General features: G+C 56.7%; 22 protein-coding genes. 18 read left to right on the top strand and 4 right to left on the bottom strand.

The annotated features are described in order from the left end of the window. Window positions 1–16 precede the first annotated feature (16 nt). Window positions 17–2,056 (bottom strand): TonB-dependent receptor, encoded by a 2,040-nt coding sequence (locus tag HW561_RS11055; protein WP_176864677.1) that lies wholly within the window; start codon window positions 2,054–2,056, stop codon window positions 17–19. Between the two features lie 311 nt (window positions 2,057–2,367). Between HW561_RS11055 and HW561_RS11050 the strand changes: the two genes are divergently transcribed. The 4 genes from HW561_RS11050 to HW561_RS11035 are packed head-to-tail and all read left to right on the top strand — an operon-like array spanning window position 2,368 to window position 6,094. After that, entirely contained in the window at window positions 2,368–3,423 is a 1,056-nt protein-coding gene (locus HW561_RS11050) for a hemin-degrading factor (protein WP_176864675.1), read from the top strand. Continuing rightward, window positions 3,420–4,274 (top strand): heme/hemin ABC transporter substrate-binding protein, encoded by an 855-nt coding sequence (locus tag HW561_RS11045; protein ID WP_176864673.1) that lies wholly within the window; start codon window positions 3,420–3,422, stop codon window positions 4,272–4,274. The genes HW561_RS11050 and HW561_RS11045 overlap by 4 nt, the downstream gene beginning before the upstream one ends. Continuing rightward, window positions 4,261–5,313: a FecCD family ABC transporter permease gene (locus HW561_RS11040; RefSeq protein ID WP_176864672.1), complete on the top strand. Its 1,053-nt coding sequence runs from the start codon at window positions 4,261–4,263 to the stop codon at window positions 5,311–5,313. Before HW561_RS11045 ends, HW561_RS11040 begins: the two co-directional genes overlap by 14 nt. Window positions 5,314–5,317: 4 nt before the next feature. Beyond that, window positions 5,318–6,094 carry a heme ABC transporter ATP-binding protein gene (locus HW561_RS11035; protein WP_176864670.1) on the top strand — a complete coding sequence of 259 codons (777 nt, stop codon included), beginning with the start codon at window positions 5,318–5,320 and terminating at the stop codon, window positions 6,092–6,094. Between the two features lie 8 nt (window positions 6,095–6,102). Here HW561_RS11035 and HW561_RS11030 read toward each other — a convergent pair whose 3' ends face one another. Then, entirely contained in the window at window positions 6,103–6,339 is a 237-nt protein-coding gene (locus HW561_RS11030) for a hypothetical protein (protein ID WP_176864668.1), read from the bottom strand. A 649-nt stretch (window positions 6,340–6,988) separates the two neighbouring features. On the opposite strand from HW561_RS11030, the gene HW561_RS11025 reads away from it, so the two are divergent. The 6 genes from HW561_RS11025 (at window position 6,989) to HW561_RS11000 (ending at window position 13,107) form a co-directional block, all read left to right on the top strand. Further along, window positions 6,989–8,293 (top strand): extracellular solute-binding protein, encoded by a 1,305-nt coding sequence (locus HW561_RS11025; RefSeq protein WP_176864666.1) that lies wholly within the window; start codon window positions 6,989–6,991, stop codon window positions 8,291–8,293. A gap of 69 nt (window positions 8,294–8,362) precedes the next feature. Continuing rightward, entirely contained in the window at window positions 8,363–9,244 is an 882-nt protein-coding gene (locus HW561_RS11020) for an ABC transporter permease subunit (RefSeq protein WP_176864665.1), read from the top strand. A gap of 11 nt (window positions 9,245–9,255) precedes the next feature. After that, window positions 9,256–10,149, top strand: a complete 894-nt coding sequence (gene ugpE / locus HW561_RS11015; RefSeq protein ID WP_176864663.1) for a sn-glycerol-3-phosphate ABC transporter permease UgpE — start codon at window positions 9,256–9,258, stop codon at window positions 10,147–10,149. A gap of 11 nt (window positions 10,150–10,160) precedes the next feature. Beyond that, window positions 10,161–11,207 (top strand): ABC transporter ATP-binding protein, encoded by a 1,047-nt coding sequence (locus HW561_RS11010; protein WP_176864661.1) that lies wholly within the window; start codon window positions 10,161–10,163, stop codon window positions 11,205–11,207. Next, on the top strand, window positions 11,204–12,202 hold the full coding sequence (locus tag HW561_RS11005) for an endonuclease/exonuclease/phosphatase family protein (RefSeq protein ID WP_211198603.1): 999 nt from the start codon (window positions 11,204–11,206) through the stop codon (window positions 12,200–12,202). The genes HW561_RS11010 and HW561_RS11005 overlap by 4 nt, the downstream gene beginning before the upstream one ends. A 143-nt stretch (window positions 12,203–12,345) precedes the next feature. Then, the gene (locus HW561_RS11000) at window positions 12,346–13,107 is read left to right on the top strand and encodes an aspartate/glutamate racemase family protein (RefSeq protein ID WP_176864659.1); all 762 of its coding nucleotides are present in this window, start codon (window positions 12,346–12,348) and stop codon (window positions 13,105–13,107) included. Between the two features lie 21 nt (window positions 13,108–13,128). Here the strand turns inward: HW561_RS11000 and HW561_RS10995 are convergent, their stop codons facing one another. Beyond that, a complete protein-coding gene (locus HW561_RS10995) occupies window positions 13,129–13,827 on the bottom strand; it encodes a GntR family transcriptional regulator (protein WP_176864657.1) in 699 nt (232 codons plus the stop codon). Between the two features lie 139 nt (window positions 13,828–13,966). On the opposite strand from HW561_RS10995, the gene HW561_RS10990 reads away from it, so the two are divergent. The 6 genes from HW561_RS10990 (at window position 13,967) to HW561_RS10965 (ending at window position 21,217) form a co-directional block, all read left to right on the top strand. After that, entirely contained in the window at window positions 13,967–15,217 is a 1,251-nt protein-coding gene (locus HW561_RS10990) for an NAD(P)/FAD-dependent oxidoreductase (protein ID WP_176864655.1), read from the top strand. A 61-nt stretch (window positions 15,218–15,278) separates the two neighbouring features. Continuing rightward, window positions 15,279–16,259, top strand: a complete 981-nt coding sequence (locus HW561_RS10985; RefSeq protein ID WP_176864653.1) for a TRAP transporter substrate-binding protein — start codon at window positions 15,279–15,281, stop codon at window positions 16,257–16,259. A 62-nt stretch (window positions 16,260–16,321) separates the two neighbouring features. Next, window positions 16,322–16,849: a TRAP transporter small permease gene (locus HW561_RS10980; RefSeq protein WP_328803272.1), complete on the top strand. Its 528-nt coding sequence runs from the start codon at window positions 16,322–16,324 to the stop codon at window positions 16,847–16,849. Window positions 16,850–16,853: 4 nt separating this feature from the next. Further along, window positions 16,854–18,167 carry a TRAP transporter large permease gene (locus HW561_RS10975; RefSeq protein ID WP_176864652.1) on the top strand — a complete coding sequence of 438 codons (1,314 nt, stop codon included), beginning with the start codon at window positions 16,854–16,856 and terminating at the stop codon, window positions 18,165–18,167. A gap of 126 nt (window positions 18,168–18,293) precedes the next feature. Beyond that, window positions 18,294–19,418 carry an enolase C-terminal domain-like protein gene (locus HW561_RS24200; RefSeq protein ID WP_176864650.1) on the top strand — a complete coding sequence of 375 codons (1,125 nt, stop codon included), beginning with the start codon at window positions 18,294–18,296 and terminating at the stop codon, window positions 19,416–19,418. Window positions 19,419–19,483: 65 nt separating this feature from the next. Then, window positions 19,484–21,217: a thiamine pyrophosphate-binding protein gene (locus HW561_RS10965; RefSeq protein ID WP_176864648.1), complete on the top strand. Its 1,734-nt coding sequence runs from the start codon at window positions 19,484–19,486 to the stop codon at window positions 21,215–21,217. A gap of 76 nt (window positions 21,218–21,293) precedes the next feature. Here HW561_RS10965 and HW561_RS10960 read toward each other — a convergent pair whose 3' ends face one another. Next, window positions 21,294–22,160, bottom strand: a complete 867-nt coding sequence (locus HW561_RS10960) for a LysR family transcriptional regulator (RefSeq protein WP_176864646.1) — start codon at window positions 22,158–22,160, stop codon at window positions 21,294–21,296. A gap of 116 nt (window positions 22,161–22,276) precedes the next feature. Between HW561_RS10960 and HW561_RS10955 the strand changes: the two genes are divergently transcribed. Continuing rightward, window positions 22,277–23,827, top strand: coding sequence for a proton-conducting transporter transmembrane domain-containing protein (locus tag HW561_RS10955; RefSeq protein ID WP_176864644.1), 1,551 nt, complete (start codon window positions 22,277–22,279; stop codon window positions 23,825–23,827). 14 nt (window positions 23,828–23,841) lie between these two features. After that, complete coding sequence (locus HW561_RS10950) at window positions 23,842–26,256, top strand: YbcC family protein (RefSeq protein ID WP_176864642.1); 2,415 nt, start codon at window positions 23,842–23,844, stop codon at window positions 26,254–26,256. Window positions 26,257–26,260: the final 4 nt, after the last annotated feature.

Here is a 26,260-nt window from a genome sequence, read left to right as displayed (position 1 = left end):
AAACTGTGCACCAAACTTAGAATGTGGCCGTTACGAACAGGCTGACATTCCGACCCGCTCCGGAGATTTGGTCATTGGCCCGGTACGACTTGTCCAGAATGTTATCCAACTCCAGGATCAAACGCGCATTTTCGGTCAGATCCATGGTTCCGCGGAAATTGAGCGTTGTCCAACCCGACGAAGGATTGGTGCCGGTCGGCGTTCCGGTGTCTACAATATTACCGTTTTCATCCACCAGTCTCGACGCGCTTTCACCCCGAAGGAATACATCCCAAGTGCCTGTATAGGCCGCCGCTTCCCAATCCGAGCGCAAACCAATGGTGCCGGTCCAGTCCGGCGTACCGCTGTCTTTGGTCTTTTCATCGGTCGAATACTCGAACTCGCGCGTCACGTTTGACAGAATTGCATACGGACGTACCCCACCCCAACCCGGGTCAAACTCCGCCGCCACTTCGAAGCCCCAGCTTTTAACTCGGTCGACATTGTCATAGGTGAATTGCCCCGATGAAGTTGGGTCAGCGGTAACTGCGATGTAGTCCTTTGACCGCGTGTAAAAAACCGCAGTGTCCAAAACAAGGTTTCCACGATCAACTCGGGCGCCGATTTCATAATTGGTTGCCGTTTCTGGTTTCAGATTGGGGTTCCCATTAACGGTTTGACCACCAGCTGCCGTCGTAATGTAGAGCTCTGACAGAGAAGGATAGTTGTAACCTTGTGAGATGCTGGCGCGCAGCACCGTGTCATCCGACAAATTGTAGACCAAACCAGCTGATCCCAGCCAGCGACCATCACTGTTGCTTTGACCGGGTTGGGTCACACCATTTTGGATAAATTCATCCTGATCGCTATCGACCTTGTAGTAACGCGCACCCAGCGTAGTAACAAAATCACCCATGGTTATTTCATGCTGCCCGAACACGCTGCTCGTGCGAATTTTGGCGTCCACAAAAGTAGTGGAGGTGCTGGGCGGCGGGAATGGTCCAGGGAAAATACGTGTCGTTGCTTTGTTCGTTTCAAGCCGATCATCTTCGTATTCCAACCCGACGACAGTGCGATGCCCGTCGGCGAATTCAAAATTCGCGGATGCCAGGAAACCACTTGTGGTCTGATCATCATCCGACGTGATTTCAAAACTTGGAGCAAATGGTCCAAAATTCAGATTGTTTGTGAACTCACGGTCAATCTTCTGAGTGTATGCGCTGAATTTCAGCATAGACATCCATGGCATCAGGTCCTCACCCTCATAGAAAGCGCTGTATTTGCGAAGATCACGCTTGGGCAGATCGACCTCAAAACTCGGGTTGCTGGTATACACTTCGGTAGACGCATCGTAATCCTGCGCGCGGAACCCGACATAGCTTTTGCCGAACTGGTATCCCAAGAAACCCAGAATGCCGCGGTCATCGCTGCCGGAGGGGACAAGATCTCCGTCGGGTGTCTTTCGGTCTCCCAGATCGGATTTTGAGTATGACAGACGATAGTCAAAATTGTTGACCGTACCAGCTACGCTGGCGGCTGCGCGGTAGCCATCATTTGCACCAATGTAACCGGCAGTGCCCGAAAACTCGACGGGTTTGTCCGCGCCACGTTTGGTGATGATGTTCACGACGCCACCGATGGCTCGGTTGCCCGAGACAACGGATGAGGGGCCGCGCACGATCTCAATCCGTTCGATATCTGTCGGAGACACCAGCAATGGTGTCCCATAGCGATTGTGATCTGACAAACGCTGGCCATCGATCAGGATTGCAACCCGCTGAGAGTCCTCACCCCGGATACGGATGCGATCCAGATCGTTCTCGGTGGCCTGGACGCCTGGAACGTCCGACAACAGGTTTGCGACCGAGCTTGGCGCGATTTCACTGATCTCGTCTGAATCCACCACCGTGACGGACCCCGGGCTTTCGAACACCTCGGTGGGTATCCCGGTGCCGGTGACAATGATGTCGCCCAACTGGATCACGTCTTCTTCTTGTTCCTGCGCCCCCAGCGGCGCTGCATACATAGCGCCAAGCAGCGCCGCGGATGCGGTGGAAAGTTTAAGTACCGATTTCATGGTATCCCCCAGGTCTCTCAAATTGTCGCGCAGTGAGTGATGCACGTGCCGAATTCGGCGGTTTTTTGGTGATACCTGGCTGGCCGCTGGGTGGTTTACGACGGCTACTCCACTTGATTATCTCTGAGTTCTGCCATTTCGGCGGGGTTTCTATGGGACTTCATTTTCAAATACCATAGTTTTTTTGTAAGTTTTTACACCCGTGTCCTTGATACACCGCTCCCGAGCCTGTAGATCGGGCTCAAACGCGCACAGCCCGGCCGGTCTACTCCTAGCAAATTGCGCAGTCAGAAACTGATTTGGAGAAGACAATGGCTGATCTGGCTTTGCCAACCCCATCCGAAATCCGGGCGGTGCGCCTTGAAAATCCAAAAAAACGCGAGCGCGATCTTGCGGACCAACTGGGTATTTCCGAGGCGCAGTTGCTGGCGGCACATACCGGCCCGGACGTTGTCAGGATCAGTCCGAACATGGACCGGTTGATGCCATTGATGAACCAGCTGGGCGACGTCATGGCCCTGACACGCAATGAAAGCTGCGTGATCGAAAAGGTTGGTGTCTATGATGACTATCGTGGCGGTCCGCATGCCGCGCTGATCGCGAACCATGAAATCGATCTGCGCATGTTCCCTGCGCATTGGGTACACGGATTCGCAGTCACCAAAAAGCTGGAGGACGGCGCAGAGCGTCGTTCGATCCAGGTTTTTGACGCTGCCGGGGACGCCGTGCACAAGATTTTCCTGCGGGACACTTCGGTGATCGAAGAGTGGGACGCAATCATCGAAGATCTGCGGGAACCCGGCCAGCCGGATGTGCTGAACGTGGCACCCCGGACCGACGTGGAACCCGCCAAGATAGACGGGACCAAAACCGAGCAGTTGCGCGCAGAATGGGATAAGATCACCGACACTCATCAGTTCTTGCAAATGGTGCGCAAGCTCAAGCTGAACCGGTTGGGGGCGTATCGCATGGCTGGGGCACCCTACGTCCGCCCGCTGGCCCCGCAGGTGGTCGATACCATTCTGCATCGCGCCGCCGAAACCGGGCTGCCAATCATGGTTTTTGTTGGCAATCAGGGTTGCATCGAAATCCACACAGGCCCGATCAAAGAAGTCAAACAGATGGGCCCGTGGCTGAACGTTCTCGACCCGAGGTTCAACCTGCATCTGCGCAGCCACCGGATTGCCGAAGTCTGGCAAGCCACCAAGGCAACACGGCGTGGGGACGCGATCTCAGTCGAAGCCTTTGATGAGCATGGCGCCCTGATCCTGCAAATCTTTGGTGTGCTGGCAGACCCCAAAGCCGCCGACGAATGGAACGCGCTGGTTCTGTCCCTCGATGAACTGACAGAGGAGATCCCGGCATGATCCGCAAGATCACAGCCCTGTTTTCCGGGCTTAGTGTTGCGCTAATCTTAGGGACAGGTGCCACGCAGGCCGAACCTGCGGAACGGATCGTTTCTGCCGGTGGGTCGATCACGGAAATCATCTATGCGCTGGGTCAGGAACACAGGCTGGTGGCGCGTGACAGCACCTCGAATTATCCCGCCGAGGTCAGCGAATTGCCAAATATCGGGTATGTCCGCCGTCTGTCGGCCGAGGGGTTACTGTCCGTCAATCCCGACTTGATCCTAGCCGAAGAAGGCGCAGGGCCACCGGAAACTCTGGCCGTCCTTGAGGAAACCCAGATCCCGATTGTCAGCGTCCCAATGGGTCATAATCGGGCTGCAGTGATGGACAAGATCAGAACGGTTGCCAAGGCGCTGGACGTCCCCGAACAGGGCGAACAACTGGCGGACAGCGTGGGGGCCGCAATTGACTCCGCGACATCTCAGGAAGGGCTTGAGAACAAACGTGTTTTGTTCGTGCTGTCGATGCAGAGCGGCCGAATTCTGGCAGCAGGCACCAACACTGCAGCGCAAGGCATCATCGAAATGGTCGGCGCGACCAATGTGGTGCAGGGGTTCGAGGGTTACAAACCACTTGGAGACGAAGCCATCATCACCGCAGCCCCAGACGTCATTCTGATGATGGAAGCCGGCGGTTTCCTGTCAGTGCCGGACGCGGATGTTCTGGCCCATCCTGCAATCGCCGTGACTCCCGCCGGTCAAAACGGTGACGTGTTGCGGATGGACGGCATGCTACTGCTAGGCTTTTCCGTGCGCACGGGTCAGGCAATCACCGATCTTGCCGCCGGGTTGCGCGATGCCAACGGCTGAACAGATCAGCCCCGCCACAGTGTGTGACGGAGACCGCAGCGCCACAACCCGTCGTATCGTTTGGCTGTTGGGCGCGTTGTTGGCTGCATCCATGATTGTCGCGCTGGCAACAGGATCAGCTGGTACGTCCCTATGGCAGGCTCTTTCGGATGTGTTGCAAGGGCGCGAACTGTCCCTACGTGACCGGGTCGTTTTGCTGGACATTCGGGCACCACGCGTTCTCATGGGATGTCTAGTCGGCGCAGCGCTGGCCGTGTCAGGCGCGGTATTGCAGGGGTTGTTCAGAAACCCGCTGGCCGACCCGGGTATTGTAGGCGTCAGCGCTGGGGCGAGCCTGGGCGCGGTCGGTGCCATCGTTTTGGGCGGGGCCTTGGTCGTATGGACTGTCCCCGTATCCGCATTTTTGGGCGCCTGGATCACTACGATCCTTCTCTATCGTGTGGCGACGCGCCGAGGCCGCACATCTGTGGCTACAATGCTCTTGGCTGGCATTGCGCTAACCGCCTTTGCGATGGCGTTGACCGGTATCCTTGTCTATGTCGCCGACGATACTCAGCTGCGTGATTTTACGTTCTGGACCATGGGCTCGCTGGCAGGCAGCACTTGGAGCAAGATCTACGTAGCGGGACCAATCATCGCCATTCCGCTGTTGCTGACACCCTTTCTGGCAAAGGGATTGAATGGCTTGACGCTTGGCGAAGCGGCTGCCGGTCACATCGGGATTCGGGTGCAGCGCCTCAAGGCCTGTGCTGTTTTGATTGTCGCCGCAGCGACCGGAGCTGCGGTAGCGGTCAGCGGCGGGATCGGGTTTGTGGGCATTGTCGTGCCGCACCTGCTGAGATTGGCCTCGGGGCCGGATCATCGATATCTGTTGATCAACTCGGCCCTGCTAGGCGCCGCACTCCTGGTCATGGCCGATCTGATCTGCCGCGTGATCATCGCCCCAGCCGAGTTACCTATCGGCATCGTGACCGCCGTGATCGGCGCGCCATTCTTTCTGTGGATACTGCTGCGACAGCGCGGCATCGTGGACTTGTAAACCCGTGTTGAACGTCAGAAACCTCACCGTCAACCTTGGGCGACAGACCATTCTGGAAAACCTGACGCTGACGGCTCAGGTCGGTCAAATTACCGCTGTTGTCGGGCCTTCCGGCGCCGGTAAATCCACACTTTTAGCGGCACTGACCGGTGATTTGAGCTTTGACGGGTCCGTGACCCTGAACGGACATGACATCGCTCGGACCAGCACCACCAGATTGGCCGAGATCCGCGCAGTGCTGCCTCAGGCAACACCAATGAGTTTTCCATTCACGGTTCTCGAAGTCGTGCGCATGGGCCGGATTCACAAAACCATGAATAACCGGATGGCTAGCGAGGCCCTTACCCGTGTGGGCCTACATGGGTTCGAGGGGCGCTTTTATCAAGAGCTTTCAGGAGGTGAACAGCAGCGTGTTCAGTTGGCGCGTGTCCTTGTTCAAGTTTGGGAACCTGTCGCGCAAGGTAGCTCTCGCTGGCTGTTTCTGGATGAACCCGTGTCGAGTCTGGATATCGGGCATCAGTTGCAGGTCATGCGGATCATTCAGGACTTCGCCGTCCGCGGTGGTGGCGTCGTGATGGTGATGCACGATCTCAACCTGACTGCAATGTGCGCTGACAGTGTGATCCTTTTGTCGAACAAAATGGTCATGCACCAGGGGTCGCCAAGGGACACGTTTCGGGATGATCTTCTCAGCAGCGCATATGGTTGCAAAATCGCTGTGAACCGCGCGCCGGAAGACGGAATGTTCCTATTGCCTCAAGTCGCCTGCGCAGCAAGCTGATAGCGGGATCAAGAGCATCGTAGGCCATCAGCTCTGCCGCTTACCTGTTTGGTGTGAATGTGTACCTTGTGGCCCGAGGAAAGGGCGATCAGGATCGTTTCACTTTGCTGGCCGGGGTTCTCCAATCTACGTTCTAACAACCAGATGATATGCTCAACGGCCTGGCCTAGCGGATTGTTCACTTTGGGCGCCTCGACAATGCGACCGGGTAAGATCATCGGAACCCCAAATTTGCTGCACTGCATTACCAGCCTCTTCGATATGCTGCCACCGCCGAGAAACAGGGCATCCAACGGGTAACATAAAACATGCTCGATTGCCGTTTCAGCCCTTGCGCCACTGCCATCAATCAGGATCGGCTACTGGTTCAAAGCGCTCAGCTCACCCGCCAGCCCCGTTACAAATTCCATATTGTAAGCGCTGCGCGTATTCGCGACAGAGACCGCAACCAGATGTAAGCGACCATCTTTTACCCCGCGCCAGAGCGGTGGGCTGATAGCCTATTTGGATCGCGACGTTGTGTTTTCTTCGTTTGCTTGAATCAAAACAGGCACCCAGCGTAACGGCGCGTGATACGGCTGAACGGGAAACGCCCGCCGTATCTGCAACGGCTTGCGCGATCACTCTGCGCGACCTTTCGGCAGGTTTGTTACCCTCATCACTCGTGCCTCAAACACCCTCTACCCCCACGTAAATTATTAATATTGTTAAAAATGTTTCATCTGGCTGTCACACGATCCGCATATGCGACCACATGTGCATATTCCGGTTGCCCTTAGGGACACAGCCAGTTCGCACACGAATGAAATCACTATCGGGGCTGACGCTCTGAGTACTGGCGCGATGGCGTATCTAATCACATCGAACGGCGCCACCACCGCCCGGAGGATCAAAATGACAAATCTGAAGTTCAGCGCAACTGCTGCGGCGATCGCGTTCACCGCGACTGCAGCTTTTGCCGAAACCGAAATCACTTGGTGGCACGCAATGGGCGGCCAATTGGGTGAAACCGTCAACAAAATTGCCGATGACTTCAACGCCTCGCAATCCGACTACAAGATCACTCCGGTTTACAAAGGCAGCTACGAAGAAACGCTGACCGCAGGTATCGCATCGTTCCGTGCGGGCGAGCATCCCAACGTCATGCAGGTATTTGATGCTGGCGCCGCCACGGTAATCGGTGCAAAAGGCGCCACCATCCCCGTTCAAGACCTGCTCTCAGACAATGGCGTTGACTTCGACATCAACGACTACATCGCTGGCGTGCGTTACTTCTTTGCCGACAGTGATGGCAAGATGATTGGTATGCCGTTCAACTCGTCGACACCGATTATGTACTACAACGTCGATGCGCTGGCAAAAGCTGGTGTGACACCACCGCAGACTTGGGAAGAGTTCCAGGCAATCACGGCACCCGCCCTGAAAGAGGCTGGCTATGTCGCGCTCAGCCAGTCGCATCTGCCCTGGATCTTCACCGAAAATTTCATGTCGCGCCACAACCTGCCCTTTGCCACCAACAACAATGGCTATGACAGCACCGACACCGAAATTCTGGTAAACAGCGACGCGATCAAAGCCCATTTCACCGCTGTGACCGAGTGGCAGAAAGACGGCATGTTCGAATGGTTTGGCACCGGCTGGGGCGACAACCAAAAGCCTTTTGAGGAAGACAAAGTTGCCATGTGGCTCGGCTCATCCGGTTCGTTCGGCGGCCTGTTGCAGAAAGATCTGCCGTTCCAATTCAGCGCTGTTGAACTACCGTATTGGGAAAGTGTGATCGCAGAGCCTAAGCAAACCTTCATCGGTGGCGCGGCGCTGTTTGCGATGTCCGGGAAATCGGAAGAGGAAAACAAGGCAACCGCCGAATTCTTCCGCTTTCTGACCTCGCCTGAGACCCAGTACTTCTGGCATCAGGAAACCGGGTATGTGCCAATCACCGAAGCCTCCTACGAACTGGCAAAAAAAGACGGCCACTATGATCGCTTCCCGGCGGCCGAAATTGGTGTCACTCAGTTGTCGGCTGAGGCCGGAGAACACACCAAAGGCTATCGCATGGGGTTCTACGTGCAGATCCGCGACATCATGAACCGCGAATATGGCCGTATCCTGACCGGTGAGGTTGACGTCGAAACCGCGTTCAAAAACATCGAAGAGGAAGCCAACGAATTGCTGGCCCGCTTCGCAAAGACCCAGGGCTAAACCCCGGATCGCCCCCAAGATGGTCGCGCTTTTGGTGCGACCATCCCTCTTTTCTACACTGGACGGGTCATGAAACGCGCAGGCTTCGACAATATCTGGCTTCCGGTGGCGCTGCTGCTGCCACAATTAATGATTATCGCCATCTTCTTCTACTGGCCCGCAGCCTGGGCGCTGCAATCATCATTCTTTCTTCAGGACCCGTTCGGCTTCGGCTCGACCTTTGTGGGTGCCGATAACTACACCTCACTGCTGGGCAACAACCAATACAAGCGCATCGCGTGGTTCACGATTGTCTTCTCGGTTTTGGTGACATTCTTTTCTCTGGCCATCGCCCTGTTGCTGGCAGTCAAGGCCGACAAAGTGATCCGAGGTGCCAAGACCTATCGCACACTACTGATGTGGGTTTATGCCATCGCCCCGCCGGTTGCCGGCTTCCTAGGAATTCTGTTTTTTGATCAAAGCACCGGCCCGATGACCAAGTTCTTTCAGTCCTTCGGATGGGATTTCAAATTGGGTGTCGACTATAATGCGACCGCAACCGCAATGGTCATTGCCGCCGTGTGGAAACAGATTCCCGTCAATTTCATCTTCTTCCTGTCAGGCTTGCAATCCATCCCACGATCCGTGCGTGAGGCTGCGATGATTGACAACCGCTCGGCCACCGGCCGGTTCTGGCAAGTGACCTTCCCGCTGCTGGCCCCAACCGCGTTTTTCCTGCTGATCATCAACATCACCTACGCGCTGTTTGACACGTTCGGCATCATCGACGCGCTGATGAAGGGTGAACCGGGCAACAACCCGATGACACTGGTCTACAAGGTCTATCTGGACGGATTCCGTGGTAACGACCTGGGCGGATCTTCAGCTCAATCCGTTGTGTTGATGGTTCTTGTGCTGGTTCTCACCGTCTTTCAGTTCCGGCTGGTTGAACGCCGGATTCATTACACCTGAGGGGGCAGACAATGGCTGACACGACACTAGAGACACCCGCCGTCACCCAGCACCCCCGCAGAATTCGCTGGGAGACGATTGGCGATCACGTGGTGCTAATCCTTGGCTCGCTGCTGATGATGATGCCGCCACTATTGGCGCTGACAACGGCGAGCCATGATGCCGTCACCATCCATCGCGAAGGTCTGCAGCTGGCCTTGGGCGACGATCTGGGCAAGAACTTCCACGCTGCAATGTTCGAAAAGGGCGGCTTTACCCAGACTGTCGATGGCACGCTGATGTTGATGAATTCCTTCATCCTGGGCATCGGCTTTGCTGTCGGCAAAATCATCATCTCGATGATGGCAGCCTATGCCATCGTCTATTTCCGCCTGCGCTTTGCAACACTGGCCTTCTGGGTGATTTTCACGACATTGCTACTGCCGCTCGAAGTGCGCATCTTGCCGTCGTATGAGGCAATCCAGAAACTGGGCTTGACCAACACCTATACTGGCTTGATCGTTCCCTTGATCGCTTCGGCGACCGGAACGTTCTTTTTCCGTCAGTTCTTCATGTCAGTGCCCGAAGAGTTGGCCGAGGCTGCCCGCATTGACGGCGCCGGTCCGTGGAAATTCTTTGTCGATATCCTCGTGCCGCTCAGTCGGACGATGATTGCGGCAATCTTCATCATCATGTTCGTCTTTGGCTGGAACCAGTACCTGTGGCCAACCTTGATCACCACGGATGAAAGCTTTTTCACGCTGGTCCGGGGCATCAAACAGATCGTGCTGTCCTACACCGACAGTCAGATCCCCGAGCACGGGCAGGCCTTGGCCCTGGCCATCGTGGCGATGATCCCTCCGGTGGTCATCGTCGTCTTCTTCCAGAACTGGTTCGTCAAAGGCCTCACTGAATCCGACAAATAAGGAAAACGCGCATGGCTCAGGTTAATTTAGAGGGCATCATCAAGGTCTATCCCAACGGGCATCAGGCGGTCGAGACGACTAATTTCAACATCCAGGATGGCGAGTTCGTCGTTCTGGTTGGCCCCTCGGGCTGCGGTAAGTCCACCTTGCTACGGATGATCGCAGGGCTTGAAGATATAACCGAAGGGACACTTAAGATCGGTAACCGCGTGGTCAACGATGTGGATCCAGCGGATCGCGACATCGCAATGGTGTTCCAGAACTACGCGCTGTATCCGCATATGACAGTCCGCAAGAATATCGGCTACGGTCTAAAGAACCGCGGTATGCCCGCAGCCGAAATCGACGCCAAAGTGCAGGACGCAGCCAAAATGCTGAACCTGACCGAGTATCTTGACCGCAAGCCAGCGCAATTATCTGGTGGTCAGCGTCAGCGTGTTGCCATGGGCCGTGCGGTTGTCCGCGATCCGGCCCTGTTCCTTTTTGACGAGCCGCTGTCGAACTTGGACGCGAAGCTGCGCAACCAGATGCGGATTGAGATCAAGGCGTTGCAACGCCGTTTGGGCACTACGGCAGTATACGTAACCCACGATCAGGTCGAAGCGATGACCATGGCAGATCGTATCATCGTTTTAAGCGAAGGCCGGATCGAACAGATCGGCACACCTTCGGAGATTTACCACAACCCCGCCTCGATCTTCGTCGCCTCATTCATGGGCGCGCCTCCGATGAACTTGATCGAGGCTCAGGCAGATCAGGGGCAGGTTCGGATCAACGGTTATGATGGGCTTATGCCTGCACCGAAATCCGTAATCGGCCCGGTCACATTGGGTATCCGACCCGAGGATATCGAGTTGGACAGCCGGGGCTCTGTGCCATTTCGCGTAGACATTCTGGAAGAGCTTGGCGCACATCGCTTGCTGCACGGCGCGGTTGGTGGGCAGCCCTTCACCGTCATGGTCGGCAAGGATCACTCGGCCCGAATTGGCGAGACACATATTACCCTCAAGCCCGATGCATTGCGGTTGTTTGATGTCGAAACGGGAAAAGTTCTTTGATTACAGAAATCGTTAATGCACTGCCCGCCGTCACCCCGGGTCAACGGGCCAACATCCTGTCTGCTCCGAGCACTGCGGCAGCCCATCGGGGGTTGCTACAGGACATTCCCGCGATGAACGCATTGCAACTGGGCGGTACAGCAAGTACCGCGCGCTTGCCGGCAGAATTCAACGTCGCCGCATGGAATGTCGAACGTTGCCTGTTCCCCGAGGCAACGGCAGCACATCTGGGCCAGATCTCCCCAGATATCGTTCTACTGTCCGAGGTGGACCACGGAATGGCCCGCACCTCGCAACGTCACACGGCCGAGGTAATGGCGACTGAATTGGGCATGGTCTACGCCTTCGGTGTCGAGTTTCTCGAGCTTGATCTGGGCGGTCCGACCGAGCGGCGGTTCTGCAAGGACGATTTCAACACATTCGGCTGGCATGGCAACGCGATCCTGTCCGCGGTGCCATTTGAACGCACCGCACTGATCCGGCTGGACGGTCATGGCCATTGGTTCGCTGCCGATGAAGGGGCCGCCGACCCAGATCAACCGCGTGTCGGAGGTCGCATGGCCATCGCGGCCGTTGTACCCTCAAAAACCGGTTCCATATGTGTCGTCTCGACCCATCTTGAAAGCAACGCGGATGCTGCCCATCGTCATGCCCAGTTCGATGTTCTACTGAATGCGATCGACGCGTTTGCGTCAGGCCTGCCAGTGGTGATCGGCGGCGATTTGAATACCGGCAACCACCTGCCGCCGGATTTCAATTGGCAAAACGAAACCCTGTTCGGCTTGGCCCAAACGCGCGGCTATTCCTGGGATTTCACCACCGAAGGCCCTACCACACGGCCTAGCCTGATCACACCACACCCCCAGCGGGTGATGAAGCTGGATTGGCTGGCCGGACGTGATCTGACATGCAAGGAAAAGGGCTTGCTGACGTCAATCTCGGACGACGGAACCCCACTTTCGGATCACGATTGCGTCTGGTGCAGAGTGGGCTGAAGGACAGCCACCCTGACTGGAAACCAATGCCGACCTCAGTCGCTGCAGGAGCCTGCGCCTATTCCAAGCAGATTTCCGGATTGACACCTCAAAGAACTGTATACAGTAATGTCTACAAATCCTTGAGCAAAGGCAGAACGACGATGCACAGCTGTCACGGCGGCAAAACCGTCTATGGGGCCAATCTGGGTATCCTGATGCTGGAAACCCAGTTTCCACGTATTCCGGGGGACATCGGTAACGCCACAACCTGGCCCTTTCCGGTGCAGTATCGCGTCGTCCGCAGCGCCACCCCAGAGCGGGTGGTCAGAAATGACGCCCGTCAGCTTGTTGACGCGTTCATCGACGCGGCTCAGGATCTGGTTGCCAGCGGGTGTGACGGGATTACGACAAATTGTGGATTTCTATCCATTGTGCAGGATCAGTTGGCGCAAGCGGTGCCGGTTCCCGTGGCAACCTCATCCCTGATGCAGACCCAAATGGTTCAGGCAATGCTGCCACCGGGCAAACGCCCCGGCATCCTGACCATCTCGAAAGAAACGCTGACTGCCGCGCATCTTGAGGCTGCCAAGGTACCGCTTGATACACCAGTTATCGGCACCGAAGGTGGTCGCGTGTTCACCCGGGACATTCTGGGCGATGCGCCAGAGATCGACTTTGCAGCCTGTCGCGAAGACATGCTCGATGCCGCCCAACAACTGGTGACTCAGCACGAAGATGTCGGCGCCATCATTTTGGAATGTACCAACATGACGCCCTACGCTGCTGATGTGCGCAGGCAGACCGGCTTGCCAGTATTTTCAATTTATACATTCCTGCGCTGGTTCCATCAGGCATTGGTTCCCGACCGGTTTTCGCCCGATCTAGATGATCCGCTTCTTGGCCTGGCAAGACAAAGGTCCTAGCCCCGGAAAATCTGGAAGCGACTAAACCCCGGGTACATAAAGCTGCGAATACGCAACCCGGACCAACTCGACGGTCTGCTCACTGCGTCGTTCGATATGACTACGCAAAGCAGCGACCGCTTTGTCCACATTCCGTGCCTTGACCGCTTCGAGAATGGCCCGATGCGCCGACATCGAGGCCTGATCGGTACTGCCATCTGCACGGCGAACCTGAAGCAAACGCAGGTTGATGATCCGAACGTATCGGATGCGCTCGTTGACATTGCACAACAGCCTGATCAGCTCGCTGTTACGCGACAACGAGGCCAGTTTGATGTGGAATTCCTCATCCATGCGCAGCAACTCGTCCAGATCCGTGCAGGCCGAATAGGATTTTTCGACTTCGTCCAGATACGAAATGACCGCGTCGATGTCCTGATCCGCCGCGGATTCGATTGCCCGGATCAGCGCCTCGGTCTCAAGCGCACATCGCAGCTGATACAACTCAAAGACCTTCTCTGGACTCAGCGGGCGGCAGAAGAAACCCTTGCCCAATTCAAAAGTCAGAAACCCTTCGGACACCAACCGGTTAAGGGCCTCGCGCAGGGGTGTCCGGCTGACATCCAATCTTTTGGTCAACACAGTTTCATTCAAGCGCTCACCGGGCTTGAATTCAAAGCTGATCGCCATCTTGCGCAGCGCCTCATAAGCGCGTTCAACACTGCCTTCGGGTCGGGACATGATCTTCTCTGTTGTTTGAGTTTGCGCCTTTTACCAAAGACTACAGCAAAAGAAACATTTGTCTTCACAGAATTCTACAAGCCTGTATACAGATCAGAATATCATTTGAACCAACTGATTCTCGGGGCGGCGAGGGACTATGACTTCCAAGGGTGAGCAAGTGATTGTGGTCGGCGCCGGAATCGTTGGTGTGTCGACAGCAATCTGGTTGCGGCGCAAAGGTGTCGATGTCACCGTCATTGACCGCAACCCACCCGGCGACGCCAAGGCAACTTCATATGGCAATGCCGGTGTGCTGGCCGCCTGCTCGGTTGCCCCGGTGACAGCGCCCGGACTGCTGCGCAAAGGGCCGGGTATGACGCTGGACCCGAACTTTCCCTTGTTCCTGCGCTGGTCTTACCTGCCGCGTTTGCTGCCGTGGCTGCTACGGTACATGTCGCACGCCAACGACAAGGACACGCGCCGTATCGCGGCTGGTCTGACACCGCTGACCAGTGACTCGGTCGAACAACATGCGACGCTGGCACAGGGCACTAAGGCCGCTGGCTGGGTCCAGAACAGTGATTACAGCTTTGTCTACCCATCGCGTAACGCATTCGAAGCCGATGCCTACACTTGGATGCTGCGTAAGACAGCTGGTTTTGAACCAGAGATTTTCGAAGGGGATGCCGTCCGGGAATTCGAACCCAATCTGGCCAAAGATCTGAACCTGCTGGCCGTGATGCACGACCATGGCTTTAGCCGCGATCCGGGTGCCTATGTCGCAGCCTTGGCGGTCGAGGCCGAAAAGCTTGGGGCGACCTTCCGACAGACCGAGGTTGTGGATTTCCATCTGGCCAGCGGGAAAGTCTCTGCCGTGGTGACCGAGGACGGTACACTGACCTGTTCCAACGTGGTTCTGGCCACTGGTGCCTGGTCCAAGCCTCTGGCAAAGAAACTTGGAATCTCCGTGCCGATCGAGACGGAACGCGGCTATCATATGGAGTTTTCCGAACCCGAAAACGGGCCTTCGACGCCGATGATGATGACGACCGGGAAATTCGTGGCCACTCCGATGGAAGGCAGGTTGCGCTGCGCAGGGATCGTCGAGTTTGGCGGATTGGAGGCAGGACCATCAAAGGCACCGCTTGACCTGCTCAAACGCAAGGTTCTTGCAAGCTTTCCAAACCTGACATTCGAACGAGAACAAACATGGATGGGACACCGACCCGCCCCAAGTGACAGCCTGCCGCTGATCGGCGAGATCGGTGCCTCCGGAGTGTTCGCCGGGTTTGGCCACCATCACATCGGCTTGACGGCCGGACCCAAAACCGGCCGGATTCTCGCGGGACTGATCACACAAGACCGTATCAATATCGATCTGAGCGTGTACGATCCACTGCGTTTCTGAACCTAAACACCAATAAGCTCTGTCCACAGAGCACATAACCAAGGCAACAAGGGAGCCAAACATGTCCACAACACTTACCAAGCTCGCCGCCAGCGTCGCTGTCGTCACTGCATCATCCGTTGCCGTGTCGGCGGAAACCTGGGATATGCCGATGGCATATTCAGCCACCAACTTCCATTCGGCCACCGGTGCAGAGTTCGCGGAATGCGTGACCCAGGGAACTGGCGGGGCATTGACCATACAGACCCACCCGGGCGGCTCGCTTTACGCAGGGGCCGAGATCAAACGCGCCATTCAGACGGGTCAGGTCAATATTGGCGAACGCCTGCTGTCGGGTCACCAGAACGAAAACCCGCTGTTTGGCTTCGACTCGGTCCCGTTCCTGGCGACATCGTTTGAAGATTCCGAAAAGCTGTGGGACGTCGCCAAAGAGCCGCTGTCGGAACTATTGTCCGAACAGAACCTCCACTTGCTGTATTCCGTTCCTTGGCCCGGTCAGGGCCTGTATTTCGACCGCGAGGTGAACTCGCTGGCGGATGCCGAGGGTCTGAAGTTCCGCGCCTATAACGCCGCAAGCGCCCGGCTGGCGGAACTGGCTGGCATGCTGCCGGTACAGATCGAGGCTGCGGAGATCAGCCAGGCCTTTGCGACCGGTGTCGCGCAAGGCATGGTTTCGTCCGGGTCCACCGGATATGATCGCAAAGTCTGGGAAAGCCTGTCGCACTATTACGGCGTCGACGCGTGGATGCCGCGCAACTACGTCCTGGTGAACATGGACGCCTGGAACGGTCTGGACGAATCCACGCAGAACGTCATCAACGGTTGCGCGTCTCTGGCGGAATATGCGGGTGACTGGCGCTCGCTCCAGTACACCGAATTCACCGTAAACGAGCTGGCCAATAACGGTATGACCACCGGTCCTGCGAGTGAGGCGCTTGCAGCTGAACTGCGCGCTATCGGTGAAACGATGACCGGCGAATGGCTGGAATCGGCCGGTGATCAGGGCAAGCAAATCGTCGACGCGTTCAAAGCGGCGCAATAACCCTCTGACGACACCTGCTCTGACGCCAATACGGCGTCAGAGCACACGAAAGGAGGATCGCCGTGGCGTTTTTCAATCTTTTGCGCACTGTACTGGACGCCACATACCGATGGGCCGGATACCTTGCCGCTATCTTTCTGATCTTGATCTTGTTGTTTGTCGGTATGCAGATGATTTCCCGTTGGATCGGCGAGATTGTCGTCGGCGGCCCCGACTTTACCGGCTATTGCATGGCAGCCGCGTCATTCCTGGCGCTGCCCTACGCATTGAACAGTGGCAGCCACATCCGGGTGAACCTGCTACTGAACGCGATGGGCCGCTACCGCAGATATGGCGACATCTGGTGCTGGGCTGTTGCCAGCTATCTGACATTCCTGTTTGCGCGTTACGCGATCAAGCTGACCTATGAAAGCTACCGTTTCAACGATATCAGCCAGGGTCAGGATGCCTGGCCGATCTGGATTCCGCAGATGTCGATGGTTGTGGGCACTGTGTTGCTGGCAGTTTGCGCACTGGATAACCTGATCTGCACCCTCTTCGCGGGTAAAGACAACATTCGATCCGCTGCGGTCGATGCGCACGCGGAGTGACCTGATGGATCAGATTTACCTCGTACTCATCTTTCTGTTTGCCCTGTTCCTTTTGCTGGGATCTGGGGTCTGGGTGGCGTTGTCCTTGTTTGGCGTTGCCTATCTGGGACTTGAAATGTTCACCTCGCGCCCCGCTGGCGACGCAATGCTGACCCGAATCTGGACCGGCTCTTCCAGTTGGACCTTAACGGCACTGCCGCTATTCATCTGGATGGGAGAGATCCTGTTCCGAAGCCGATTATCGCAGGACATGTTCCGCGGTCTCAGCCCTTGGATGCAGCGACTGCCCGGCGGACTGGTCCACGTCAATATCGTGGGATGCACCATTTTTGCGGCAGTTTCCGGATCGTCGGCGGCCACGCTCACGACAGTTGGTAAGATGTCGATCCCGGAACTGCGTGCACGCAATTACCCAGAATACATGATCATTGGCACGCTGACCGGGGCTGCCACGCTGGGCCTGATGATCCCGCCATCACTGACCCTGATTGTGTACGGAGTGGCCGTCGAACAATCGATCTCGAAACTGTTCATGGCGGGCATTCTGCCGGGTATCGTTTTGGCCGGTATGTTCATGGCATATGTCGCGGGCTGGTCTTTCATTCGTCCTAAAGAAGTACCTGTGATTGCTGACAAGATGTCATTCGGCCAGAAGTTGAACGAAAGCCGCTTTTTGATCCCGATTATCCTGCTGATCCTTGTGGTTATCGGGTCAATGTATGGTGGGTTCGCCACTGCGACTGAGGCTGCTGCGATTGGCGTTGTCGGAGCCTTCATTCTGGCAGCGTTGCAAGGGTCACTGACCAAGGAAGCATTCATCGAAAGCCTTTTGGGTGCCACACGGACGTCAGCCATGATTGCATTCATCCTGATGGGGGCAATCGCACTGACGCTGGCCATGGGCTTTACCGGGCTGCCACGGGCGCTGGCCGAGTTTATCGAGGCACTGCAACTGTCGCGCTTCTCGCTATTGTTGGCGCTGATGCTGTTCTACATCATCCTCGGCATGTTTCTGGACGGTATTTCCTCGGTCGTGCTGACCATGGCGATCGTCCAGCCGATGGTCGAAGGCGCAGGCATTGATCTGATCTGGTTTGGCATCTTCATCGTGGTCGTTGTGGAAATGGCGCAGATCACCCCGCCGATTGGCTTCAATCTGTTCGTCATGCAGGGGATCACCCGGCACGAAATGGGTTATATTGCCAAGACCGCGCTGCCCTTGTTTCTGATCATGGTGGTGATGGTGTTCGTGTTGATCGGTTTCCCCGAACTGGCGACCTACTTGCCCGACAACATGGTAAATTCGGTTGGCCGATAGCGGGCCAACCGCCCCTGGATTTCCGACATGTTCATCGGTCGGAACGCACCCCGTGTGTCACGCCATGCAGCCTGTAGCGTTCTGGTTGTTCGACCAAAGTAACCCAACCCAAAGACGGAGAAGCGCGTGAGCGAACATAAAATCGAACAGTTTCGCGTTCACAGAATTTCCATTCCGGCCAAGGCCGTACATTCCCATGGCAGTGGCGATGTGGCTGGCATCACCGTCGCCATTCTGGAGATCGTCACAGACACGGGCATTACCGGCTGGGGTGAGGCTTCTCCATGGCCGGTGTTCACGGGCACCGCCGAGGGCAACGCGGCTGCACTGCACATCCACTTGCGTCCGCATCTGATCGGTCAGGACCCAGTTCAGGTCGAAAAGCACATGAACATGGCTGATAAGGTTATCGTTGGTCACCCCGAGGCCAAGGCGGCGTTGGAGATGGCTCTGCTGGACATCACTGGTCAGATCTGCGGCCTTTCGGTCTGCGAGCTTGTGGGCGGGCAGATGCGCGACAGCATGGGCATGAGCTTTTCCATCGCCAATCCGGATTTTGACGCCGATCTGGATGACATTGCGGCGATGTGGGAAGACGGCGTCCGCATCTTCAAATTCAAAACTGGCTTCAAGGACCATAAGTTCGATCTGATGCGCTGCGAGAAACTGCGCGAGATCTACGGCGACGAAGCGGATATTCGTGTCGACTACAATCAGGGCCTGCCTGCCTATGACGCCGTGCGATGCATTCGCGATCTCGAAGCATTTCGCCCGACCTTTGTGGAACAGCCGGTTAAAATGCACGAGCGTGAGGCTCTGGCCCATATCGCCCATGTAATCGATACTCCGATCATGGCGGATGAAAGCGTGTTTGACCCCAAGGGTGCGCTTTATGGCGTTCAACACAGAATTGCAGACATCTTCTCGCTCAAGATCATGAAATCCGGCGGCATCCGACGTGCGCTGGAAGTCGCCGCAATCGCTCGCGCCGCGGGTATCGAAGTTTACGGTGGCTGCATGTTTGAAACCGGGCTGGCCCACGCCGCCGGCACGCACCTGATGGCCGCTGTCCCCGATCTGCTGCTGCAATGCGAATTCTACATGGCCACCTACTATGCCGCCGAAGACATCCTGACCCAGCCTTTCCCCGTCAAGAACGGGCGCGTTTACGTGCCCACCGGGCCCGGCTTGGGCGTCAGAGTCGACCCCGCAATGCTTGAGAAATATGCCGTGGACACTCCTCTGGCCTAAATAAAAAACTGCAAATTTACTGCATACAAAACTGTATGCAGTATGCCTTTGAAAGGTGCAAATCAATGGAACATTCAAAAGCGGAACGGATGAATGGCGCTCAGATCATTCTGAAGATGCTGGAATTGCATGGTGTGAAACACGTCTTCGGATTACCGGGCGAAACCACCATTGGCTGGTACAAAGAGTGGCGCGCGAACAGCGATATCAAGTTCGTCCTGACCCGCGACGAACGCACCGCGTCTTACGCCGCTGAATCCTACGCCAAAATCACCGGTCGCCCCTGCGTGCTCGAGGCGCCCAGCCCCGGTGTGACCCATTGCACACCCGGCATCACCGAGGCTTACCTCAGCTCCGTCCCCGTGATCTTTTTCAGCTCAGACATTCCGATCAATCAGGACAAAAAGCACGGGCTGACAGGCATCGACCAGACCAAGCTGTATGACAGCATCTGCAAGGAATCCTTTGTGCTGACAAACGCCCGGGAAATCCCGTTTCTGATGCGCCGCGCCTTCCGTGTTGCCACCTCAGGTCGTCCGGCTCCGGTGCATATCCGCGTGCCAATCAACATCTTCGGCGAAGAAGCTGAGATCGAAGACCTCTATGCCGAGCCGGATTACAGCTTTTATCCGGCCCATCGGCCCGTGGCCGATCACAGTAAAATCCGCGCAACAATCGACGTGTTGCTGGCTGCGAAAAAGCCCGCCATCGTCTGTGGTCAGGGTGCGCTGATCTCCAAAGCCACCGACGCGATCCTTGAATTGGCTGAGCTGCTACAGATCCCTGTCGGTACCACCACCCCCGGCAAGGGTACGATCCCCGAAGATCATCCACTGGCCCTGCGGGTGATCGGTGGGCGCGGCGGCATGGAGTATTCGAACCAATACGTACACGACGCGGACACCATTTTCTTCATTGGCTCCAACACCGACAGCGCCGCGACCGATCATTGGAAGCTGTACGGCGATCCCAAGACCAAAACCTTCCTGCATCTCGACATTGCCGAGGCGCATGTCGGCAACAACTTCCCGGTGAAGGTCGGCTTGGTCGGCGATGCCCGCGCCAGCATTGAATACATGGTTGAACTCCTCAAATCCGAGCACCCCAATCTTGCCCGCGCACCTGTTGATCTGAACCCGATCAAGCAAACCGCACTGGACAAGGTGTTCAACTCGAACATTCCGATGCCCGAGGGCACGATCTCGCCAGTGAAATTGTCTCAGGTGTTGGACAAGATCATGCCGGATGACGCGGTGGTGACGTCGGAGCCGGGTGTCAGCGCGATCTACCCATCCGCCCTGTTGACGTTCCGCAAACCCGGTCGCCGCTATATCACCAACTATTCGATGGGCGCTTTGGGCTATTCCATCCCTGCCGGTCTGGGTGCGCTTTATGCCACTGACGGCCCGGTGATTTCATTCACCGGTGATGGCTCGTTCGGTTTTGTCATTGGTGACATGGAAACGCTCAAACGCAGCGGCAAGAACATCACGGTGATCCTGACTCGCAACGATACCTTCGGCTGGATCCGGGGTGAGGCGATCCTGTTGGACGACGTGGATGAACCCTGGGCCACCGATTTCGGGCGTGTCGATTATTGCAAGGTTGCCGAGGGTTTCGGGTTCAAAACCGACAAAATCACAAGCGAGGCGGATATCGAACCCATCCTATCCAAGGCCATTGCGAACCCCGGCGCGAATTTCATCGAGATGATGGTGCCGTCGCAGGACAAGATCATCCCTTTTGTCCCCAATTGGGTGCGCGCAGCACGGGCCAAGAACCTGCCCCACTTCTACTAGGCGCAGAATAGCCGGTTAAGGGTCAGACCATTTCAGCTAAGCGCTTTCTGTTCGGGCTGTCATGTCAAAGCCCGAACTATTGGTTCAGCAATTGCTGAACCAAGGGGTTGGGAAACCGGCGCCGGAACGTGACGGCGTGAAAATTCTCTTTGATGCGCGGATGTTCTTGTGCTTCGACCAATCGGCCTGACGACAATTCATCCTGAACCACAATCGGTGCGACCAGGGCCAACCCGATATCCTCGCGCGCCAGAAGGCGCAGCATTGCCATGTCGTCCACTTCAGCCGCAACTTGTGGGCGAACGGACATGCGACTGGCCATGGCATCAAAGGCAGTGCGGACGCTGTTGGTGGTGGTCGGCAGGATGAAGGGTTGCGTCACGAGCAATTCCTTGATCGGACTCGTTGGGTCCAATCGAGCCGGAGTGCCAACAATGCTGACTGGCTGCTCGGCCAGATGATGCGTCTCAAAATTGGTCAGACTGTCATTGGCAGGTTCATGGTTCATCAAAACCAGATCAAAATTGAGCGTTTCCAACCCTTCGAGTAATTCGCTGGGGCTGCCGGACCGCAAGATGACCTCAACATCAGTGCGTGCCAAGATCGGCCTCAGGAAACCGATCTGAAAATTCCGTGACAGAGTGGCCTGAGCCCCAACACGCAAAGCTTGCCGGGTGTTGTCTGCATCCTGCAAAGTGGCCACAAGCTCTCGACCTGTCGCAAAAATTGCATCGGCATGGTCCAAAGCGATGCGCCCGGCCTCAGTCAGGTGCAGCTTGCGTCCGCGCCGTTCGAACAGGAGATGGCCCAGACGTTCTTCAAGCTCTTTGATCTGAACAGACAGAGCGGATTGCGACAGATTCAGACGTTGTGCGGTACGGGTCAGGTGTCCGTCATGGGCGACGGCCCAGAAATACCTCAGGTGATGATAGTTCAATGGCATACTGTTTCATTTATTAGAACGATAACTGACAAACAATGAATTTTTCACAACCCGCGTTCCAAAATATGTCCTGACATACGGGCCGATGCAGCCCGAAATCCAAAAGGACATGCACCATGAGCCACCTGTTTCTTCCAATGCTAAGTCCCTTGATCCTGCTGGTTGTTGCCTATCACGCCAGCCGCCGTCCCGGCCTGCGCCCAGGCAACGTGCCGAATTTGGCCGAATGGGCAGCTTTGGCAGCGTTCGCGGTTTCAACTGTGTCGGCTGCACTGCTTGTGATGCAGGGAGAGGGCACTTCGGGGTTGATCGGGCTCTGGGGTGTGGGGTTTTCGGTACGTTTGGATGCAGTAAGCGCACCGATGCTGGTGCTGGTCAGCTTTATCGGCTGGATCGTTCTGCGCTATTCCGCCACCTGCATGGATGGCGAGCCGCGGCAGGGCGCGTTCACTGGCTGGATGTCTGTCACTTTGGCTGCGGTGCTACTGCTGGTAATGTCCGGCAATCTGGTACAACTTCTGGCCGCGTGGATTGCGACCAGCCTCGCCCTGCACCAACTGTTGTTGTTCTACCCTGAACGCGCTACCGCACGACGCGCGGCGCGTAAAAAGGCTGTGGTCGCCCGGATCAGCGAAGGCGCTTTGACACTGGCCGTGCTGCTGCTGATCCTGGGTTATGGTACAACTGATATTGCCACCATCCTGTCTTCAGCCCAGCCCAACATGACGACCATCGTCGCCGCTTTGTTGATCGCAATCGCTGCCATCATGGCCTCGGCCCAATTCCCGATCCACGGCTGGCTGACCGAGGTGATGGAGGCACCAACACCGGTCTCCGCTTTGCTGCATGCAGGCGTGATCAACGCTGGTGGGTTCCTGTTGATCCGGTTTGCCGATGTCATGTTGACAGCACCGGGGATTATGGCGCTGCTTGTCATGCTGGGCGGATTCACTGCGCTGTTTGGCGGGTTGGTGATGTTGACCCAACCGGCAGTCAAAACATCGCTGGCGTGGTCCACCATTGCACAAATGGCGTTTATGATCATGCAATGCGGTCTGGCCTTATTCCCGCTGGCGCTGCTGCACATCGTGGCCCATTCGCTCTACAAGGCCCATGCGTTTCTTAGTGCGGGCGAAGCCGTGCGCAACATCGCTGCAATCCGCAGACCCGGCCCTGTCGCGGTCCCGAGCGCCCGAAATGTGCTGTTCGCCTTTGCTACTGGCATCCTCATCTACGGTGCGGTGGCCACGGTCTTTGGCATTGATGGGAAATCCATTCAGGCGATTGCACTGGGGGTTATCTTGATCTTCGGCGTCGCTTACTTGCTGGCGCAGGGCTTTGCCGATGCCGCACCCGGAGCTCTGACCCGCCGCACGGCAATTTACGCAAGCGTTACATCGGTCAGCTACTTTCTGCTGCAAATGACCACCCAACACCTGACTGCGGGAACGCTGCCTCCCACCCCTGCCCCGGAGCCTTTGGAATGGGCGTTGATCATCCTTGCGCTCATCAGCTTTGGGGCTGTCGCTGTGGCGCAATCAACCTTCCCGCTATGGGCGTCACATCCGGCCGCTGCCGGTATCCGTGTGCACCTGTCAAACGGGCTTTATGCAAACGCAATCTTTGATCGGCTGTTGGACGAGTGGTCCAAGCGTCAGGCTGCGTAAAAAGGGAACATCAGATGTATATGAAACACGAAAGCTACCCAGCGGCCCTTTTGGAACTGGTTGCGATTGCCGAGGATGCAGTCCGGCAGATCCCGCCTCTGTTTCCTTTGACTTCGAGCGTTGCGGTCAACCCTTTCCTTGGTCAGACAAACGAGACCCTCGCCGTGACCGCTGCCCGTCTGGGCCGCGTCGCAGGCGTACACCTCACGCCGAAACGGTCAGTCTTCGCCAAAAAGCTGGCTTCAAAGGATATACTCGAAATCGACCTCACCGAGGCGATATCGAGCGTCGAAAACCGGTTTGATCCCCCCAGCCTGGAAGATGTCAAAGCAGCGTTAAGGCGTGAAGCCCCGCCCTTGGCGCCGCTACCAACTGTTGCCGATCTGGCGGCTGAAATTTCAGGCATCGACTGGCCCGGTCTGATCGAAGAACGGATTGGCGTGTGGGCCGCCAGCCACTTCGACCAAGGGCAGGCCCTATGGCAACCCAACCGCACCGGCGGGGCCTTCACTGCATGGCGCGAGTTTGCCTCGCGGGATCTGACGCCGGAAATTCATGGGCTGAAAGGGTTTGGCGCCTTTGTTGCTGGGACCAGCCGATCGGCATGGCGGGCGATTGGCCGGGCCTCCGAAGCGCTTGGCGTGACATCCGAGGCGGCTGGAACAGCGTATCACCGCTGGCTCATTACATTGGGCGGCTGGGCACAATATGCTCGCCATCTATTGTGGCAGGCCGAGCTTGAGGGCCAAACCGACACTAGCACATCCGAATTGCTGGCCATCCGGATGGTGTTTGAAGAGGCGCTGTTTAATCGGTATCACGACCAGATCGCCGACCGCTGGGTCGAAACCATCGCCCGGCACAAAGCTCCGATTACACCGTCCCGGGATTTGGTAATCGATGCCATCTTGCAAGATGCAGCCGAGCGCGCGCAGCAGCGACATCTGAGCCGGATCCTTGCTAAGGGTAAACCCGGCAAGGTCAATGATCGACCCCTTGTGCAGGCCGCCTTTTGTATCGACGTACGGTCCGAGGTATTCCGCCGCGCGCTTGAAACCCAAGACGCAAGGATTGAAACCATTGGCTTTGCCGGATTCTTCGGGTTGGCCAGCGCACATTCGACTACGGGTTCCGACGTAACCGAGTTGCGCGGGCCTGTGTTGTTGAACCCCAACGTCGCTTCATCCGCGACCGAGGGCGCACGTTCTGACCTCACCCGCCGCCATACCGCCCGGGCCAAACGGGCCTGGGGCCGGTTCAAAATGGCCGCCGTGTCGTCCTTCGCTTTTGTCGAGGCAACTGGCCCCGTTTACGCCGGAAAACTGCTTCGAGATGCGTTGTCTATAGGAGCTGGATTTGAAAAACTCGAACCTGCGCCACAGCTGGACCCGTCGATTGATCTGACCGCGCGGATCGACATGGCAAAGTCAATTCTGAATGCGATGTCATTAACCGACAACTTTGCGCGCATCACCTTGCTGGCTGGCCATGGTGCGGATGTCATCAACAATCCACATAAAAGTGCCCTGCAATGCGGTGCCTGCGGAGGTCATGCTGGTGATGTCAACGCCCGGCTTCTTGCTGGCCTGCTAAACGACAATGCTGTGCGCGACGGGCTCCATGAGGTGGGAATTGAAATACCACCCGACACGCTCTTCCTGCCTGCTCTTCACCACACCACAACGGATAGGGTTACCCTGTTTGATCAGGATCGCGCCAATGATGGCCTGTGGATGAAGGAAATTGAAAACCTGAAGGACTGGCTGGACAAGGCCGGGCAGCTGGCACGGACCGAACGCGCGCGCCGTCTACCCCGCGCCAAGCGTGCTGACGATATAGCGCGCCGCGCAGTTGATTGGGCCGAGTTGCGCCCCGAGTGGGGGTTGGCAGGGTGTCGGTCCTTCATAGCCGCACCGCGCAACCGAACCAGTGGGACAGCTCTGGCCGGTCAGTCTTTTTTGCACAGTTATGACTGGCACGCGGACAAAGACTTCGGAGTGCTGGAATTGATCATGACCGCGCCAGTTATTGTCGCAAGCTGGATCAGCCTGCAATATTACGGCTCAACCGTCGCCCCCGACTTGTTTGGCGGAGGTAACAAGCTGTTGCACAACGTCGTTGGCGGCATTGGTGTTGTAGAAGGCAACGACGGCGCCTTACGCCCAGGTCTGCCTTGGCAGTCAGTGCATGATGGCAAAAAGTTGCAGCATGATCCGTTGCGTCTATCGGTGATAATAGAAGCGCCGCGTGAAGCCATGAACAACGTCCTTGACCGGAATGCGAGCGTCAAAGAACTGTTCGATAATCGCTGGCTGCATCTGATTGCGATGAACGAAGACGGTGCCTTGGCATGGCGCTATCATCGGGATCTTCAGTGGGTTCCGATGCCAGACGATGCTGGCATCGACCACGCTGTCGCAGCAGCGTAGGCGA

Origin of the sequence: Ruegeria haliotis (assembly GCF_013377785.1) — a bacterium.
In the GTDB taxonomy this organism is placed as follows: Bacteria; Pseudomonadota; Alphaproteobacteria; order Rhodobacterales; family Rhodobacteraceae; genus Ruegeria; species Ruegeria haliotis.
Note: the sequence above shows the minus strand (reverse complement) of the source record. Positions and strands in the feature narration are given on the sequence as shown.

Excerpts from the sequence above, each read along its gene's own strand:
- HW561_RS10990 (WP_176864655.1), top strand. The coding sequence starts at position 13,967 with ATGACTTCCAAGGGTGAGCAAGTGATTGTGGTCGGCGCCGGAATCGTT.
- HW561_RS11045 (WP_176864673.1), top strand. The coding sequence starts at position 3,420 with ATGATCCGCAAGATCACAGCCCTGTTTTCCGGGCTTAGTGTTGCGCTA.
- HW561_RS10985 (WP_176864653.1), top strand. The coding sequence starts at position 15,279 with ATGTCCACAACACTTACCAAGCTCGCCGCCAGCGTCGCTGTCGTCACT.
- HW561_RS11010 (WP_176864661.1), top strand. The coding sequence starts at position 10,161 with ATGGCTCAGGTTAATTTAGAGGGCATCATCAAGGTCTATCCCAACGGG.
- ugpE (WP_176864663.1), top strand. The coding sequence starts at position 9,256 with ATGGCTGACACGACACTAGAGACACCCGCCGTCACCCAGCACCCCCGC.
- HW561_RS10955 (WP_176864644.1), top strand. The coding sequence starts at position 22,277 with ATGAGCCACCTGTTTCTTCCAATGCTAAGTCCCTTGATCCTGCTGGTT.
- HW561_RS11000 (WP_176864659.1), top strand. The coding sequence starts at position 12,346 with ATGCACAGCTGTCACGGCGGCAAAACCGTCTATGGGGCCAATCTGGGT.
- HW561_RS10965 (WP_176864648.1), top strand. The coding sequence starts at position 19,484 with ATGGAACATTCAAAAGCGGAACGGATGAATGGCGCTCAGATCATTCTG.
- HW561_RS11030 (WP_176864668.1), bottom strand. The coding sequence starts at position 6,339 with ATGCAGTGCAGCAAATTTGGGGTTCCGATGATCTTACCCGGTCGCATT.
- HW561_RS11040 (WP_176864672.1), top strand. The coding sequence starts at position 4,261 with ATGCCAACGGCTGAACAGATCAGCCCCGCCACAGTGTGTGACGGAGAC.
- HW561_RS11055 (WP_176864677.1), bottom strand. The coding sequence starts at position 2,056 with ATGAAATCGGTACTTAAACTTTCCACCGCATCCGCGGCGCTGCTTGGC.
- HW561_RS11020 (WP_176864665.1), top strand. The coding sequence starts at position 8,363 with ATGAAACGCGCAGGCTTCGACAATATCTGGCTTCCGGTGGCGCTGCTG.
- HW561_RS11025 (WP_176864666.1), top strand. The coding sequence starts at position 6,989 with ATGACAAATCTGAAGTTCAGCGCAACTGCTGCGGCGATCGCGTTCACC.
- HW561_RS10975 (WP_176864652.1), top strand. The coding sequence starts at position 16,854 with ATGGATCAGATTTACCTCGTACTCATCTTTCTGTTTGCCCTGTTCCTT.
- HW561_RS10950 (WP_176864642.1), top strand. The coding sequence starts at position 23,842 with ATGTATATGAAACACGAAAGCTACCCAGCGGCCCTTTTGGAACTGGTT.
- HW561_RS10995 (WP_176864657.1), bottom strand. The coding sequence starts at position 13,827 with ATGTCCCGACCCGAAGGCAGTGTTGAACGCGCTTATGAGGCGCTGCGC.
- HW561_RS10960 (WP_176864646.1), bottom strand. The coding sequence starts at position 22,160 with ATGCCATTGAACTATCATCACCTGAGGTATTTCTGGGCCGTCGCCCAT.
- HW561_RS11050 (WP_176864675.1), top strand. The coding sequence starts at position 2,368 with ATGGCTGATCTGGCTTTGCCAACCCCATCCGAAATCCGGGCGGTGCGC.